At 72.1% G+C, this 15,174-nt stretch carries 11 protein-coding genes; all 11 read left to right on the forward strand.

Annotated features, from left to right (window positions below; all coding sequences use genetic code 11):
• The first annotated feature begins 3 nt into the window (after positions 1-3).
• From asnB to ACZ4TO_RS06755, 11 genes are read left to right on the forward strand one after another with little or no spacing between them, the layout of a single operon-like run.
• Positions 4-1,938 carry an asparagine synthase (glutamine-hydrolyzing) gene (gene asnB, locus ACZ4TO_RS06705; RefSeq protein ID WP_385041197.1) on the forward strand — a complete coding sequence of 645 codons (1,935 nt, stop codon included), beginning with the start codon at positions 4-6 and terminating at the stop codon, positions 1,936-1,938.
• Between the two features lie 42 nt (positions 1,939-1,980).
• Positions 1,981-4,194, forward strand: coding sequence for a bi-domain-containing oxidoreductase (locus ACZ4TO_RS06710; protein ID WP_468023600.1), 2,214 nt, complete (start codon positions 1,981-1,983; stop codon positions 4,192-4,194).
• Positions 4,191-6,158, forward strand: a complete 1,968-nt coding sequence (locus ACZ4TO_RS06715; RefSeq protein ID WP_468023601.1) for a heparinase II/III family protein — start codon at positions 4,191-4,193, stop codon at positions 6,156-6,158. Before ACZ4TO_RS06710 ends, ACZ4TO_RS06715 begins: the two co-directional genes overlap by 4 nt.
• A gap of 13 nt (positions 6,159-6,171) precedes the next feature.
• Positions 6,172-7,692: a right-handed parallel beta-helix repeat-containing protein gene (locus ACZ4TO_RS06720; protein ID WP_468023602.1), complete on the forward strand. Its 1,521-nt coding sequence runs from the start codon at positions 6,172-6,174 to the stop codon at positions 7,690-7,692.
• Between the two features lies 1 nt (position 7,693).
• Positions 7,694-8,926: an O-antigen ligase domain-containing protein gene (locus ACZ4TO_RS06725; protein ID WP_382788398.1), complete on the forward strand. Its 1,233-nt coding sequence runs from the start codon at positions 7,694-7,696 to the stop codon at positions 8,924-8,926.
• Between the two features lie 2 nt (positions 8,927-8,928).
• Positions 8,929-10,170 carry a glycosyltransferase gene (locus ACZ4TO_RS06730; RefSeq protein ID WP_468023603.1) on the forward strand — a complete coding sequence of 414 codons (1,242 nt, stop codon included), beginning with the start codon at positions 8,929-8,931 and terminating at the stop codon, positions 10,168-10,170.
• Positions 10,167-11,402, forward strand: coding sequence for a class I SAM-dependent methyltransferase (locus ACZ4TO_RS06735; RefSeq protein WP_468023604.1), 1,236 nt, complete (start codon positions 10,167-10,169; stop codon positions 11,400-11,402). The genes ACZ4TO_RS06730 and ACZ4TO_RS06735 overlap by 4 nt, the downstream gene beginning before the upstream one ends.
• The gene (locus ACZ4TO_RS06740) at positions 11,399-12,229 is read left to right on the forward strand and encodes a sugar phosphate nucleotidyltransferase (RefSeq protein ID WP_359018786.1); all 831 of its coding nucleotides are present in this window, start codon (positions 11,399-11,401) and stop codon (positions 12,227-12,229) included. Before ACZ4TO_RS06735 ends, ACZ4TO_RS06740 begins: the two co-directional genes overlap by 4 nt.
• A complete protein-coding gene (locus tag ACZ4TO_RS06745) occupies positions 12,226-12,873 on the forward strand; it encodes a PIG-L deacetylase family protein (RefSeq protein ID WP_468023605.1) in 648 nt (215 codons plus the stop codon). The genes ACZ4TO_RS06740 and ACZ4TO_RS06745 overlap by 4 nt, the downstream gene beginning before the upstream one ends.
• Before the next feature lie 3 nt (positions 12,874-12,876).
• Positions 12,877-13,902 (forward strand): NAD-dependent epimerase/dehydratase family protein, encoded by a 1,026-nt coding sequence (locus ACZ4TO_RS06750; protein WP_382788408.1) that lies wholly within the window; start codon positions 12,877-12,879, stop codon positions 13,900-13,902.
• Positions 13,899-15,173 carry a DUF4910 domain-containing protein gene (locus ACZ4TO_RS06755; RefSeq protein WP_382788410.1) on the forward strand — a complete coding sequence of 425 codons (1,275 nt, stop codon included), beginning with the start codon at positions 13,899-13,901 and terminating at the stop codon, positions 15,171-15,173. Before ACZ4TO_RS06750 ends, ACZ4TO_RS06755 begins: the two co-directional genes overlap by 4 nt.
• The last annotated feature ends 1 nt before the right edge of the window (position 15,174 follow it).

Below are 15,174 nucleotides of genomic sequence, written 5' to 3' on the forward strand. Positions count from 1 at the left end.
GACATGTGTGGCATCGCGGGTACTTACCGATGGCCCGACGGCAAGGCCGTGGCCGACCGGCTCACCGAGACGCTCGCCCACCGGGGTCCGGACGGGTCGGGCCACTACAGCCACGCCGCCGGTGACGGCGAGGTGCACCTCGGGCACCGCCGGCTGGCCATCATCGACCTGTCCGAGACCGGTGCCCAGCCGATGGTCTCGAACGGCCTCGTCCTGACGTACAACGGCGAGCTGTACAACGCGCCCGAGCTGCGTGCCGAGCTGGAGGCCTCGGGGGTGCGTTTCCGCGGCACCTCCGACACCGAGGTGCTGCTGGAGGCCTGGCGGCGCTGGGGCACGGACTGTCTGCCCCGGCTGCGCGGCATGTTCGCCTTCGGCGTCTTCGACGAGCGGACCGGTGAACTGACGCTCGCCCGCGACCAGCTCGGCATCAAGCCGCTGTTCCTGCTCCGGCGCGGCGGCGGCCTCGTGTTCGCCTCCGAGCTCAAGGCGCTGGCCGCCGTGACCGGCGGGTCGCTGGAGGTGGACCACGCGGCGCTGGTGGCGTCGCTGCTGTACTACTGGGTGCCGGACTCGCGGTGCGCGTTCCGCGAGGCGGAGAAGCTGCCGCCGGGGAGCTGGATCCGGTTCCGGCCCGACGGCGCGGTGCAGCGCGGCCGGTACTGGAACCTGCGGGAGGTCGCGGCCGAGGGCCGGGAGCGTGCCCTCGCCGGCGACGTGCCGGACATCGCCGCCGTCGTGGAGGAGTCGACCCGGCGCCATCTGCTCTCCGACGTGCCCGTGGCGACCTTCCTCTCCGGGGGGCTCGACTCCAGCTATCTGACCGCGCTGGCGGCCCGCGACCGGCCCGGGATCTCCGCCTACACGATCGGGTTCCGGGCCGAGGACGCCAAGTTCGAGGCGATGCCGGACGACCTGCGCTACGCCCGGCAGGTGGCCGAGCAGTTCGGCGTCGACCTGCACGAGATCGAGATCGCCCCGGACGTGCTCGACCTGCTGCCGCGGATGACGCACCATCTGGACGAGCCGATCGGCGACCCCGCAGCGATCAACACGTTCCTGATCTGCTCGGCGGCCCGGGAGGCCGGGGTCAAGGTGATGCTCTCGGGGATGGGCGCCGACGAACTGTTCGCCGGCTACCGCAAGCACCTGGCCAACGTGATCGCGCTGCGCTACCAGCGGGTCCCGCGGCCCCTGCGGCGCGGTGTGTCCGCGGCCGTGGACCGGCTGCCGGTCGCCTCGGCCCGCCGGGGGTACCGCTCGGTGCGCTTCGCCAAGCGGTTCCTGTCCTTCGCCGATCTGCCGGAGGAGACCGCGTTCCGGCGCAGCTACACCATGTACGACCGGGCCGAGCTGCTCGACCTGATCGATCCGGACCTGGCCGGGACGGTCGACGACGTGCTGACCGAGCACGCGGACGTCTACGAGGACAACGACCTCGACGACTTCGTCAACCGCATGTGCCTGGGCGACGCCCGGATGTTCCTGCCGGGCCTGAACCTCGCCTACACCGACCGGTCGAGCATGGCCGCGTCGACCGAGGTGCGGGTGCCGTACGTGGACGTCGAGGTGGTCAGGGCCGCGTTCGCGGTGCCCGGCGACCGCAAGATCGTCAAGCGGCAGGGCAAGGCCGTCCTGAAAGAGGCGGCCACCTCGGTCCTGCCCCGGGAGATCGTGTACCGGCCCAAGGGCCTCTTCAGTGCCCCGCTGCGGGCCTGGATGAGCCGGGATCTGGCGCCGCTGGTGCGCGAGGTGGTGAACGACGGCGAGCTCGTCCGGTCCGGGCTGCTGCGCCGCGACGCGCTGGCGCGCATGGTCGCCGAGGACGCCTCCGGGCAGCGGGACTTCTCCAAGCACCTGTGGCATGTGCTGACCCTCGAGTACTGGTATCGCGACGCGACCTCCGGGGCCGGCCGGCACTCTCCCGTGCATGCGTAGAGACAGCGACGGCGTAGAGACAGTAGAGACAAGAGGACTTCGGTGAAACAGGTCGTACAGAACTACAAGAGCGGTGAACTGGCGCTGCTCGACGTGCCGGTGCCGGGATGCAAGCCGGACGGTGTGCTCGTCCGCAGCGCCTACTCGCTGATCTCCACCGGTACGGAGCTCATGAAGGTCTCCGAGGCCGGCATGTCGATGCTGGGCAAGGCCCGTTCCCGGCCGGACCAGGTCGCCAAGGTCATGCAGAGCGTCGCCACCAACGGGGTGCCCGCCACGTACCGCAAGGTGATGGGCAAACTGGACTCGTACACGCCGCTGGGCTACTCGCTGTGCGGGGTGGTCGAGCAGGTCGGCGCCGGGATCGACGACGTGAAGGTCGGCGACCTGGTGGCCTGTGCCGGCAACGAGCACGCGCTGCACGCCGAGCTGAACTGGGTGCCGAAGAACCTCTACGCCCCGGTGCCGGACGGTCTCGCGCCGCGGCACGCGGCCTTCGGCACCGTCGGGTCGATCGCGATGCAGGGTGTCCGTCAGGGCGAGTCGCGGCTCGGCGAGGTGGCGCTGGTCATCGGTCTCGGTCTGATCGGGCAGTTGGTCGTGCAGCTCCTCACCGCCTCGGGCGTCCGTGTCGTCGGGGTCGACCCGGACCCGGCACGCTGCGAGCTGGCCGAGCGTCTGGGCGCGGCGGCCTGCGGCGACCCCTCGTCCGCGGCCGTGGAGAACTCCGTCGCCGAACTCACCGGCGGCCACGGCGTGGACCAGGTGTACCTGGCGGCCGGCGGCGGCAGCAACCAGCCCGTCGAGCTCGCCGCCCGGCTCTGCCGTGACCGCGGGCGGGTCGTCGACATCGGCAAGTGCCGCCTCGACCTGCCGTGGAACGCGTACTACGAGAAGGAACTCGACGTCCGGTTCTCCCGCAGCTACGGACCCGGCCGCTACGACCCGGAGTACGAGCTGGAGGGGCGGGACTACCCGATCGGCTATGTGCGCTGGACCGAGCGCCGCAACCTTGCGTGCTTCCTCGACCTCGCCGCCCGCGGCCGTGTCGACGTGGAGCCCCTGATCTCCCACATCGCCGCGTTCGACGAGGCCGTCGAGACGTACCGGAGCCTGAAGGAAGGCGAACTGAAGGCCGTGGCCGTGCTGTTCCGGTACCCGGAGCAGGACGCGGAGACGGAGGCGGAGAGCACGGAGACCCCGGCGACCGCACCGGTACTGGCCGTGCCCGCGGTGAAGCGGGGCGGCGGCGAGGGGGCGTCCGCTCCGGTCCGGGCCGCGAAGACGCCGGTGCGCCTCGCGTTCGTCGGCGCGGGCAACTACGCGACGTCGATGCTGCTGCCGCATCTGGCGCGGCGCGACGGCGTCGAACTCTCGACGGTCGTCACGACGACAGCGCTGTCCGCGGCCAACGCGCAGCGCAAGTTCGGCTTCGCCGAGGCGACCACCGATCTCGACGCGGTGCTCGGCGACAAGTCCATCGACGCGGTCTTCGTGGTCACCCGGCACAGCTCGCACGCCGAACTCACCCGGCAGGCGCTGCTCGCCGGCAAGACCGTGTTCGTGGAGAAGCCGCTGGCCCTCACCGAGGAGGAGCTGGCCGGGGTGCTCGCGGCGGTGGAGGAGTCCGGCAACGACCGTCTGCAGGTGGGCTTCAACCGCCGGTTCTCGCCGCTGCTCCAGGAGGCCCGGAGCCGGTTCGGCGACCGGACCGGCCCGGCGAGCCTGCGCTATCTGGTCAACGCGGGCCGGCTGGCGCAGGGGAGCTGGTACCTCCAGCAGGGCGCCGAGGGCTCGCGGTTCGTCGGCGAGGGCGGGCACTTCATCGACACGGCGAGCTGGCTGCTCGGCGCCGACCCGCTGTCCGTGTACGCGGTCGCCTCCTCCGGCAACGAGGACCTCCAGGTCGTCCTGCGCTACCCGGACGAGTCCACCGCCACCATCAGCTACGTCACCTCGGGCGCGCCCGGCTTCCCCAAGGAGACGCTGGACCTCGTCGCGGACGGCAAGGTGCTGCGGCTCGACGACTTCGTCCGTGCCTCGGTGTACGGACGCAAGCGGTGGGTCAGTTCGCGGCTGCCGAAGGCCCGGGACAAGGGCCAGTCGGCCGAACTGGCCGCGTTCGTCAAGGCCGTCAGGACCGGCGGTCCGATGCCGGTGCCGCTGGAGTCGCTGGTGGCCACCACGGCGGCCACCCTCGCCGTGCGGACCGGCCTGGCCGGCGGCGTGCCGGTGACGCTGGCGGGCGCCCGATGACCATGAGCGCGGGCTGGTACCTGCGCCGTCTGTCCCGGATGGGGCCGCTGGAGGTCTCCGGCCGGGCGGGCGACGCGGTCCGCAGGCGGCGGTGGCGTGCGGCGCCACCGGACTGCCCTGACGTGACCGGCGCCCGGTTCACCGCCTCGCTGCCCGCGGGCACGCTCGCCGAGGTGGCGCCGGACGCCGTGAAGCGTCTGGTCGCCGAGGCGGACCGGCTGATGGACGGGCACGCCGAGTTCTTCGGGGTGGAACGCGACGACCTGGCCGACCCGGACTGGTCGTACGACCCGAAGACCGGACGCCGGGCCCCGCAGGTGTACGCCTTCGACGTGCCGTACCGCGACGAGGACGCGGTCGGGGACATCAAGCAGATCTGGGAGCCCTCCCGGCACCAGTACCTCACCGTGCTCGCCGCCGCCTACGCCCTCACCGGGGACGAGCGGTACGCCGAGCGGGTCGCCGGGCATCTGCGGTCGTGGTGGGAGGTCAACCCGCCGCTGCAAGGCGTGCACTGGACCAGCGGCATCGAGCTGGGCATCCGGCTGCTGTCCTGGGTGTGGGTGCGCCGGCTGCTCGACGGCTGGCAGGGCGCGGCCGCCCTCTTCGAGGACAACCCGGTGGCGCTGAACCAGATCTGGCACCACCAGCGCTGGCTGGCCGCCTTCCCCAGCCGCGGGTCCTCGGCGAACAACCACGTCATCGCGGAGACCGCCGGGCAGTTCGCCGCGGCCTGCGCGTTCGGATGGTTCCCCTCCTCGGCGCGCTGGCGGTCCGACGCCCTGCGGTCGCTGGAGCGGGAGCTGCGGGGCAACACCTTCCTCTCCGGCCTCAACCGGGAGCTGGCCACCGAGTACCACGGCCTGGTCCTCGAACTCGGTCTGGCCGCCGTGGCCGAGGCGGACGCGGCGGGCGTCCAGGTCCCCACGACGGTTCGGCTCGTGCTGCTGCGCATGACGGACGCGCTCGCGGCCGTCGTGGACAACCGGCTGCGGCCTCCGCGCCAGGGCGACGCGGACGACGGCCACGGTCTGATCGTGGACGGCGCGGGCACCGACCGCTGGGCCTCGCTGCTCGCCACCGGGGACGCCGTGTTCGGCCGGCTCGACTGGTGGCCGACGGTGACCGGGACCGACGTGCGCACCCCGCTGCTGGCCGCGTTCATCCGGCCGTACGCGCGGAAGGACACCGCACCGGCCGTGGCCCGGCCCGCGGAACGGCCCGCCCATTTCGCGGACGCGGGCATGACCGTCCTGCGCGGCCCGGAGGAGATCTGGGTCCGCTGCGACGGGGGTCCGCACGGATTCCTGTCCATCGCCGCGCACGCCCACGCCGACGCGCTGTCCGTGGAGGTCCGGCACGACGGGGTCGACGTGCTCGCCGACCCGGGCACCTTCTGCTACCACGGGCAGCCCGAGTGGCGGCGGTACTTCCGCTCCACGCTCGGTCACAACACGCTGGAACTCGACGGCGGTGACCAGTCCGTCTCGGGCGGCCCGTTCCTGTGGACCCGGCACGCCCGCAGCCGCGTCCTGGTCGCGGACGCCTCCGGCGCCCCGGCCGGGGGAACCTCCCGCTGGTGCGCCGAGCACGACGGCTACCCGGGCTCGGTGCACCGCCGCCTGGTGGAACTGGCGGCCGGGAGCCGGGAGCTGACGGTGTTCGACGAGGTGCGCGGCCCGCGCCGGGACGTACGCCTGGCCTTCCACCTGGGCCCCGCGGTCACCGCGGAGCTGGAGGGCGACCGGGCGCGGCTCACCTGGGCCGCGGACGGAGAGGAGCGCTCCGCGGAGCTCGACCTGCCCGCGCGGCTGACCTGGCGGGCGCACCGCGGCGAGAGCGAACCGCCGCTGGGCTGGTACTCCGCCGGCTTCGGGCGCAAGGAACCCGCCACCACGCTGGTCGGCACCGGCGTCGCCGAGGGCACGCAGGGGTTCACCACCGTACTCAGGTTCCACGGCTAGGGAGGAAGGACGCTTGGCGATCAACTGGCGGCACTGGGCGCTGCCGGCCGCGCTGCTGGCACTGGCCCTGCCGGCGGCGACCGGCTGCGACAGCTCGCAGGACGCGCGGCTGAAGCCGACGGCCGGGCCCTCGTCGTCCGTGGCCCGGATGTGCGCCAAGCCCGCGGCCGGACCGGCGAAGGCGCCGGCGGGCGCGGTGACGGTCGACCCCTCGAAGCCCGGTGACCTGGCGGAGAAGACCAAGAAGAGCCCGGCGAACACCACGTTCTGGCTCGAGCCGGGCAAGCACCGGCTCGAGGCGGACCGCTACGCCCAGGTCCTCCCGAAGAAGGGGGACGTCTACGTCGGCGCGCCGGGCGCGGTCCTCGACGGCCGCGGGACCAACCAGTACGCGTTCGCCGGCACGGCCCCGGACGTCACCATCCGCTATCTGACCGTGCAGGGTTTCGTCGCCCCGCGCGACGAGGGCGTGGTCAACCACGACTCCGCCGACGGCTGGGTCATCGAGCACGCGACGATCCAGCACAACTCGGGTGCGGGCCTGATGGCCGGGGCCCGCCAGCAGGTCCGCGCCAACTGCCTGCGCGACAACGGCCAGTACGGCGTGAACGCGTACAAGGGCAGTGGCCGCATCACCGGCCTGGTGCTGGAGGGCAACGAGATCGTCGGCAACAACACGGACGACTGGGAGCGGAAGCGGCCGGGCTGCGGCTGCACCGGGGGCGTCAAGTTCTGGGCCGTCGACGGCGCCGACATACGCGGCAACTGGGTGCACGACAACCGCGGGACCGGGCTGTGGGCGGACACGAACAACAACGACTTCCTCATCGAGGACAACGTGCTGGAGGCCAACGACGGTGCCGCGCTGATCTACGAGACCAGCTACAACGCGGTCGTCCGCGACAACATGATCCGCCGGAACAACTGGGTCGAGGGCCGCAAGTACGCGGACCGCGGGGACAACTTCCCGTTCGCGACCGTCTACATCTCCGAGTCCGGCGGCGAACCGCGGGTCCACGCCCGCACGGACAGGATCGAGATCTACCAGAACGTGCTGAAGGACAACTGGTCCGGGATCACCCTGTGGGAGAACGCCGACCGGTTCTGCAACAGCCCGGCCAACACCTCGTCCGGGGACTGCACCTTGCTGGTGAAGGACATGCACCGCTGCGCCCGGCCGGGGATCGCCGCCGAACCGCTCTACACCGACTGCCGCTGGCGGACCCAGCGGGTGGACATCCACAACAACCGCTTCGCGCTGGACAAGTCCGTCGTGGGCTGCACGGTCAAGTGCGACCGCATGGCGGTACTGGCCAACTACGGCACCTACCCGGACTGGTCCCCGTACCAGGGCGAGCGGGTGGCGGAGGCGATCACCGGGAAGCAGCACAACCGCTGGCACGACAACACCTACGTCGGACCGTGGAGGTTCGTCGCCCACGACCCGAGCCGGGTGCTCGACTCCGGCCAGTGGCAGGAGCCGCCGTACCTGCAGGACGCGGGCAGCACCTTCCGCAGCCAGGACGGTGGCTGAGATGAACACGGACCGCACACCGAAGATCATCGGGACCGTCTGGGGACTGCTGATCCTCAACACCCTCGGGTCCGCCGGGGCGAAGACGATCGTCCCGCTCCCCCGCTCGCTCATCCAGATGGTCACCATGGGCGCGCTGGTCACCGCGTTCGCGCTGGCCCTCGCGGTCAATCTCCGGCTGCGCATCAGGACCAGCGCCTACCTGTTCCTGCTCACCCTGCTCCTGGTGATGAGCGTGATCTCCAGCATGCATCTCGAGTCCGGGTTCGGCGCCCTGTTCCGCTGCTTCCGGCTGGCCCTCTTCGTCGGCACGCTGTGGCTGGTCAGCCGCTGGTGGGACGGCGACGAGACGTTCGTACGGCATCACATCCGGATGTATCTGGCGGTGCTCGGGACGGTGGCCGCCGGTCTGGTCGCCTCGCCCGGCGCGGCCCTGCCCGACCTCTACGGCGGACGGCTGGTCGGCGCGCTCTGGCCGCTCACCCCGCCCCAGATCGGGCAGTACGCGGCGGTCATCATCGGACTGACCGTGCTGCTCCTGCTCGGCCGCCGGACCGACCGGACCAGCGCGGCGGTGGTCATCGTGCCCTCCCTGGTCCTGCTGGCCCTGACCCACACCCGCACGGCCACGCTCGGGCTGCTCCTCGGGCTGGCGCTGGCGATCGGCTCGCTCATCCTCACCAGCGGCGCCGCCCGCCGGTTCTTCACCTGGGCGGTGACGATCGGCACGGTGGCCGCGGTCGGGTTCGCCTCCGCGCTGCAGACGTGGTTCCTGCGCGGACAGAGCCAGGAGAACTTCTCCAGCCTCACCGGCCGGGCCAAGGTCTGGCACGCCCTGCTGGCGGAGCCCCGGTCGACCACCGAGTACCTGTTCGGCGCCGGTCTGGGCGACAAGTCCTTCGACGGGCTGCCCATCGACAACAGCTGGCTGGCCGTCTTCAACGAGCAGGGAGTGATCGGCGTCGGGCTGGTGGCCGCGATCATCGTCGTGCTGGGCGGTGTCGCGCTGCTGCGGCCGCCGTCGCTGTCGAGGGCCTGCGCGATCTTCCTGATCAGCTACTGCGCGATCGCCTCGTACACCGAGGCCGGACTCGGCGACGCCTCGCCGTACCTGCTGCACCTGGCCGTGGCCGCCTCGCTGCTGGCGACGCCCGACCGGGCGGCTCCCCCGCCGGGACCCCGGCTTCCCCGACGACACGTCCCGCGATGGGCCCAGCGAACGGAGGCGATCTGAGCATGCACGTCCTCGTGGTGCACAACCGCTACGCCTCGGCGCAGCCGAGCGGCGAGAACAAGGTCGTCGACGCGGAGGTGGCGCTGCTGCGGGAGGCCGGCCACCGGGTCGAGACGTTCGAGCGGCGCAGTGACGACATCGCCGCCCGGTCCCTGCCGGGCAAGGTGGCCGTCCCGCTGCTGGTGCCGTGGAACCCGGCGGTCCGCTCGGAGCTCGCCGACCGGCTGCGCGCCGACCGGCCGGACGTGGTGCACGTCCACAACGTCTTCCCGCTCCTGTCGCCCGCCGTGCTGGCCGCCTGCGCCGACGCCGGCGTGCCCGCGGTGGCCACGCTGCACAACTACACCCAGATCTGCCCGCCCGGCACGCTCCAGCGGGACGGCCGGCCGTGCACCGAGTGCGTCGGGTCCACGCCGCTGCCCGCCGTCCGGCACGGCTGCTACCGCAACTCGCGGCTGGCGACGGTGCCGCTCGCGGTCAGCATGTCGGTCAACCGGCGGCGGTGGTGGACCGGGGTGGAGCGGTTCTTCTGCATCTCGGCGGCGCAGCGCGACGTCCTGGTGCGGGCGGGCATGCCGGCCGAGAAGCTGGCGGTGAAGCACAACTTCGTGCCCGAACCGGGCCTCCGCCGGGAGGGCCCGGGCGAGCACGTGCTCTATCTGGGCCGGCTCGCGGAGGCCAAGGGCGTACGGCTGCTCATGGCCGCCTGGGACGAACTCGCCGCCGGGGGCGGTGTGGGCGTGCCGCTCGTGATCGCCGGCACGGGGCCGCTGGAGCCCGAGGTGACCGCGTGGGCCGCGGGCCGGGACGACGTCCGCCACGTCGGCCTGTACGACCAGGAGCAGTGCCGGCGGGCGATCGCGCGGTCGGTCGCCGTGGTGGCTCCCTCCACCTGGCTGGAGGCGTTCGGCCTCGTGGTCGTGGAGGCGATGGCGGCGGGGGTCCCGACGGTCGCCGCCGGTCACGGCGCCTTCGTCGAACTCGTCGAGGACGGGGTGACGGGGCTGCTGCACGAGCCGGGTGAGACCGCCTCGCTCGCGTCCTGCCTGCGCCGGATCACGGCCGGGCCGGACGACAACCGGGAGATGGGGCGGGCGGCCCGGCGCCGATACGAACAGGGCTTCAGCCCGGCCGTCGGGCTGGAGCGCCTGCTGGAGGAGTACCGGACCGCGATCGCGGGACGGTCGGCACATGCTCGCGGCGGGGACACCCGCGCGTTCAAGGGGGATGGGGACAGTACATGACACGATGCCGACTCTGCGGCTCGCACGCGACGGCGAGCGTCGTCGATCTGGGGGCGACGCCGCCGTGCGAGAGCTTTCTCGCCGCTGACCAACTGGACCAGCCGGAGCCCGCGTACCCGCTGCACCTGCGGGTCTGCACCGACTGCTGGCTCGCGCAGATCCCTCCGCTGATCAAGCCGGAGGAGACGTTCACGGAGTACGCCTACTTCTCCTCCTACTCGACGTCCTGGGTGGAGCACGCGCGCACGTTCGTCGACGACGCCGTGCGACGGGTGGGCCTGGGCCCCGACGCCTTCGTGGTCGAGGTCGCGAGCAACGACGGGTACCTGCTCAAGCACGTGGTGGAGCGGGGGATCCGCTGCCTCGGCGTCGAGCCCTCGGTGAACGTCGGCGCCGCGGCCCGCGAGGCGGGGGTGCCCACGCTCACGGCGTTCCTCGACCCGGAGACCGGCGCCGCCGTGCGCGCCGAGCACGGCCCGGCCGGCCTGGTCGTGGCCAACAACGTGTACGCGCACATCCCCGACGTGGTCGGGTTCACCCAGGGGCTGCGCGCGCTGGTCGCCGACGACGGCTGGGTCTCCATCGAGGTGCAGCACCTGCTGACCCTGATCGAGGAGAACCAGTACGACACGATCTACCACGAGCACTTCCAGTACTACACGGTCGCCTCGGCGATCCGGGCGCTCGCGAGCGGCGGACTCGCGCTGGTGGACGTCGAGTTGCTGCCCACGCACGGCGGTTCCATCCGGCTGTGGGCCCGCCCGGCCGAGGTGGCGGGCGAGCCCTCCGCCCGCGTGGCCGAGGTGCTCGACCGGGAGAAGGCCGCCGGGCTCCAGGAGCTGTCCGGGTACACCGAGTTCTCCGCCCGGGTGGCCAAGGTGCGCCGGGATCTGCTGCGGTTCCTCATCGAGGCCGCCGAGCGCGGCGAGACGGTCGTCGGCTACGGCGCCCCGGGCAAGGGCAACACGCTGCTCAACCACTGCGGCATCCGGCCCGACCTGCTCGCGTACACCGTCGACCGCAACCCCTACAAGCACGGCCGGTTCACCCCGGGCACCCGCATCCCGATCCTGGAGCCCGAGCGGATCGCCGCCGACAAGCCGGACTACGTCCTGGTCCTTCCGTGGAACCTGCGGGCCGAACTGACCGAGCAGTTGTCCTTCGTCCACGAATGGGGCGGCCGACTCGTGTTTCCCATTCCGGAACTGAGCATTGTCGAGGTCAAGCGATGAAGGTCGTCCTGTTCTGCGGCGGTTACGGGATGCGGATGCGCAACGGAACCTCCGACGACGTGCCCAAGCCGATGGCGATGGTCGGGCCGCGCCCGCTGATCTGGCACGTCATGCGCTACTACGCGCACTTCGGGCACAAGGAGTTCATCCTGTGCCTGGGCTACGGGGCCCACCACATCAAGGACTTCTTCCTCAACTACGAGGAGACGACGTCCAACGACTTCGTGCTGCGGGGCGGTCGGACCGAGCTGCTGTCCACCGACATAGCCGACTGGACGATCACGTTCGCGCAGACCGGCATCGAGTCGCCCATCGGGGAGCGGCTGCGCCGGGTGCGGCACCACCTGGACGGGGACGAGATGTTCCTCGCCAACTACGCCGACGTGCTCACCGACGCCCCGCTGCCGGAGATGATCGACAACTTCGCCCGGCGCGACGCCGGCGCGTCGATGATGGTGGTCCCGCCGCAGTCCTCGTTCCACTGCGTCGAGCTGGGCGAGGACGGCCTGGTCGGCGGCATCACCGCGGTCAGCGACATGCCGCTGTGGGAGAACGGCGGCTACTTCGTGCTCCGTCAGGAGGTCTTCGACCACATCCCGGAGAACGGGGACCTGGTGGCCGACGGCTGCGGCCAACTCGCCAAGCAGGGACGGCTGGTGGCGCACCAGCACCGCGGTTTCTGGAAGCCGACCGACACCGTGAAGGAGCGGGCCGCGCTCGACGAGGCCTACACCCGGGGCGACCGGCCGTGGGCCGTGTGGGAGCACGGCGGCACCGTGGCACGGGTGCCCGCGAGCCGGGTCGGCGCCACGGCGGGCACCGCGTGATCCGGCTCGGGGCCGGGCGCCTGAACAGCATCGTCGCGGTGGGCGCGCACTGCGACGACATCGCCATCGGCGCCGGCGGCACGCTGCTGACGCTGTGCCGCGCACATCCGGGCCTCCGCGTCGACGCGCTGGTGCTCAGCGGGGGCGGGGGCGAGCGGGAAGAGGAGGAGCGGGCCGCGCTCGCCGCCTTCTGCCCGGGCGCCGACCTCGCGCTGACCGTGCACAAGCTGCCGGACGGCCGGCTGCCCGCGCACTGGGACGAGGCCAAGGGCGCGGTCGAGGAGCTGCGCGCGACCACGGAGCCGGACCTGGTCCTCGCCCCGCGCACCGACGACGCGCACCAGGACCACCGGGGTCTGGCCAAGCTCATGACCACCGCGTTCCGCGACCACCTCGTGCTCGGCTACGAGATCGTCAAGTGGGACGGCGATCTCGGCCGTCCCTCGGCGTACCAGCCGCTGGCGCCGGAGACCGCCGAGGAGAAGGTGCGGCTGCTGCAGGAGCACTACCCCTCGCAGCAGCACCGGCCCTGGTACGACCGGGAGGCCTTCCTCGGGCTGGCCCGCATCCGCGGCATCGAAAGCAACGCGCGCTACGCCGAGGCGTTCGCCGTCACCAAACTCACTCTCGACCTGGGGGAATGAACCTTGCGCGTACTGCTGACCGGGCACCAGGGCTACCTGGGCACCGTCATGGCCCCGGTCCTCACGGCCGCCGGACACGAGGTCGTCGGCCTCGACGCCGGCCTGTTCGCCGACTGCGTCCTCGGCCCGGCTCCCGCCGACCCGCCGACGCGGCAGGTGGACCTGCGCGACGTCACGGCCGAACACGTGGCCGGCGTCGACGCCGTGATCCACCTGGCCGCGCTGTCCAACGACCCGCTGGGCGCGCTGGCGCCCGACCTCACCTACGACATCAACCACCACGCGTCCGTGAAGCTGGCGAAACTGGCCCGCGACGCGGGAGTGCGACGCTTCCTGTACGCGTCGACCTGCTCCGTCTACGGCGCCGCCGGCGGCGACGAACTCGTCGCCGAGGACGCCCCGCTGCGGCCGGTGACGCCGTACGCGGAGTCCAAGGTGCGGGTCGAGGACGACCTGCACGAGCTCGCCGACGGCGACTTCACCCCGGTGTACATGCGCAACGCCACCGCCTTCGGCTACTCGCCCCGGCTGCGCGCCGACATCGTGCTGAACAACCTGGTGGGGCACGCCCTGCTGTCCGGCGAGGTCCTCGTGCTCTCCGACGGCACGCCCTGGCGCCCGCTGGTGCACGCCGCCGACATCGCCCGGGCCTTCACGGCCGCGCTGGACGCGCCCCGGGAGGCCGTGCACGACCGGGCGTTCAACATCGGCAGCGAGGTCAACAACGTCACCGTCGCCGAGATCGCCGAGCAGGTCGCCGAGGCGGTGTCCGGCGCCAAGGTGGTGATCACCGGCGAGAACGGCGCGGACCCGCGGTCGTACCGGGTGGACTTCTCCCGGTTCCGTGCCGCGATCCCCGGCTTCGACTGCGAGTGGACGGTCAAGCAGGGCGCGCTCGAACTCGCCGACGCCTACCGCGAGCACGGGCTGACCCGGGAGAGCTTCGAGCAGCGCTTCACCCGGCTCGCGGTGCTGCGCGCGGCGTCCGACGCGGGCACGGTCGACGAGACCCTGCGGTGGCGCCGATGAGCACGGCCGGGGAGGAGATGTACGCGCTGGTGGAGCGGTTGTACCCGCTGTGCCGGAGCATCACGGGCGACGGGGTGCGCGCCACCCTGGACATCGTCGGCGAACACATCCCGCTCCAGGTGCACGAGGTGCCGACCGGGACCCAGGTGCTGGACTGGACGGTGCCGCAGGAGTGGAACATCCGCGACGCCTACATAGCCGACGGCACGGGCAGGCGGGTCGTCGACTTCGCCGCGTCCAGCCTGCACGTGCTCGGCTACAGCGTGCCGGTGTCGGCGACCATGCCGCTGTCCGAGCTGCGCGGGCATCTGCACACCCTGCCGGACCAGCCTGACCTGGTGCCGTACCGCACCAGCTACTACAAGCCGGAGTGGGGGTTCTGCCTGGCCCAGGAGACCCTGGACGCGCTGCCCGAGGGCGAGTACGAGGTCCGCATCGACTCCACGCTCGCCGACGGCCATCTCACCTACGCCGAACACGTGGTCCCCGGGCAGGTCACCGACGAGGTGATCGTCTCCTGCCACGTCTGCCACCCGTCGCTGGCCAACGACAACCTGGCCGGCATCGCCGTGGCGGTGTACCTGGCGCGCGCGCTGGCGGAGCAGAACCCGTACTACACCTACCGGTTCATCTTCGCGCCCGGCACCGTCGGGGCGATCACCTGGCTGGCCCGCAACGCCGAGCGGGTCGACCGGGTCAAGCACGGACTGGTGCTGGCCTGCGCTGGCGACTCGGGCAGTCTGACGTACAAGCGGAGCAGGCGCGGGGACGCGGAGATCGACCGGGTGCTGGAGCATGTGCTGCGCACCTCCGAACGCCCGCACCGGATCAAGGAGTTCACCCCGTACGGCTACGACGAGCGGCAGTACTGCTCGCCCGGGTTCGATCTCGGAGTGGGCTCGCTCAGCCGGACCCCGTACGCCGGGTACCCCGAGTACCACACCTCGGCGGACGACCTGGACTTCGTCTCCCCGGAGGCGATGGCGGACACGCTCGCCGTCTGCCGCGAGGCGTTCGCCGTCCTGGACCGCAACCGGCGGTACGTCAACCTCAGCCCCTACGGCGAGCCGCAGCTCGGCCGGCGCGGGCTGTACGACTCGCTCGGCGGCCGCAGCGACGCCAAGGAGGCCCAGATGGCCATGCTGTGGGTGCTCAGCCTCTCCGACGGCGAGCACAGTCTCCTGGACGTCGCGGAGCGCGCCGGGCTGCCCTTCGACACGGTCGCCGCCGCGGCCGGTGCCCTGCGCGACGCCGACCTGATCAAGACGTGAC

This window comes from Streptomyces sp. NPDC028298, from assembly GCF_055565895.1.

What these genes read in the sequence shown, in the direction of transcription:
- ACZ4TO_RS06735 (WP_468023604.1), top strand. Translation starts at nt 10,167, where the DNA reads ATGACACGATGCCGACTCTGCGGCTCGCACGCGACGGCGAGCGTCGTC.
- ACZ4TO_RS06730 (WP_468023603.1), top strand. Translation starts at nt 8,929, where the DNA reads ATGCACGTCCTCGTGGTGCACAACCGCTACGCCTCGGCGCAGCCGAGC.
- ACZ4TO_RS06715 (WP_468023601.1), top strand. Translation starts at nt 4,191, where the DNA reads ATGACCATGAGCGCGGGCTGGTACCTGCGCCGTCTGTCCCGGATGGGG.
- ACZ4TO_RS06740 (WP_359018786.1), top strand. Translation starts at nt 11,399, where the DNA reads ATGAAGGTCGTCCTGTTCTGCGGCGGTTACGGGATGCGGATGCGCAAC.
- asnB (WP_385041197.1), top strand. Translation starts at nt 4, where the DNA reads ATGTGTGGCATCGCGGGTACTTACCGATGGCCCGACGGCAAGGCCGTG.
- ACZ4TO_RS06725 (WP_382788398.1), top strand. Translation starts at nt 7,694, where the DNA reads ATGAACACGGACCGCACACCGAAGATCATCGGGACCGTCTGGGGACTG.
- ACZ4TO_RS06755 (WP_382788410.1), top strand. Translation starts at nt 13,899, where the DNA reads ATGAGCACGGCCGGGGAGGAGATGTACGCGCTGGTGGAGCGGTTGTAC.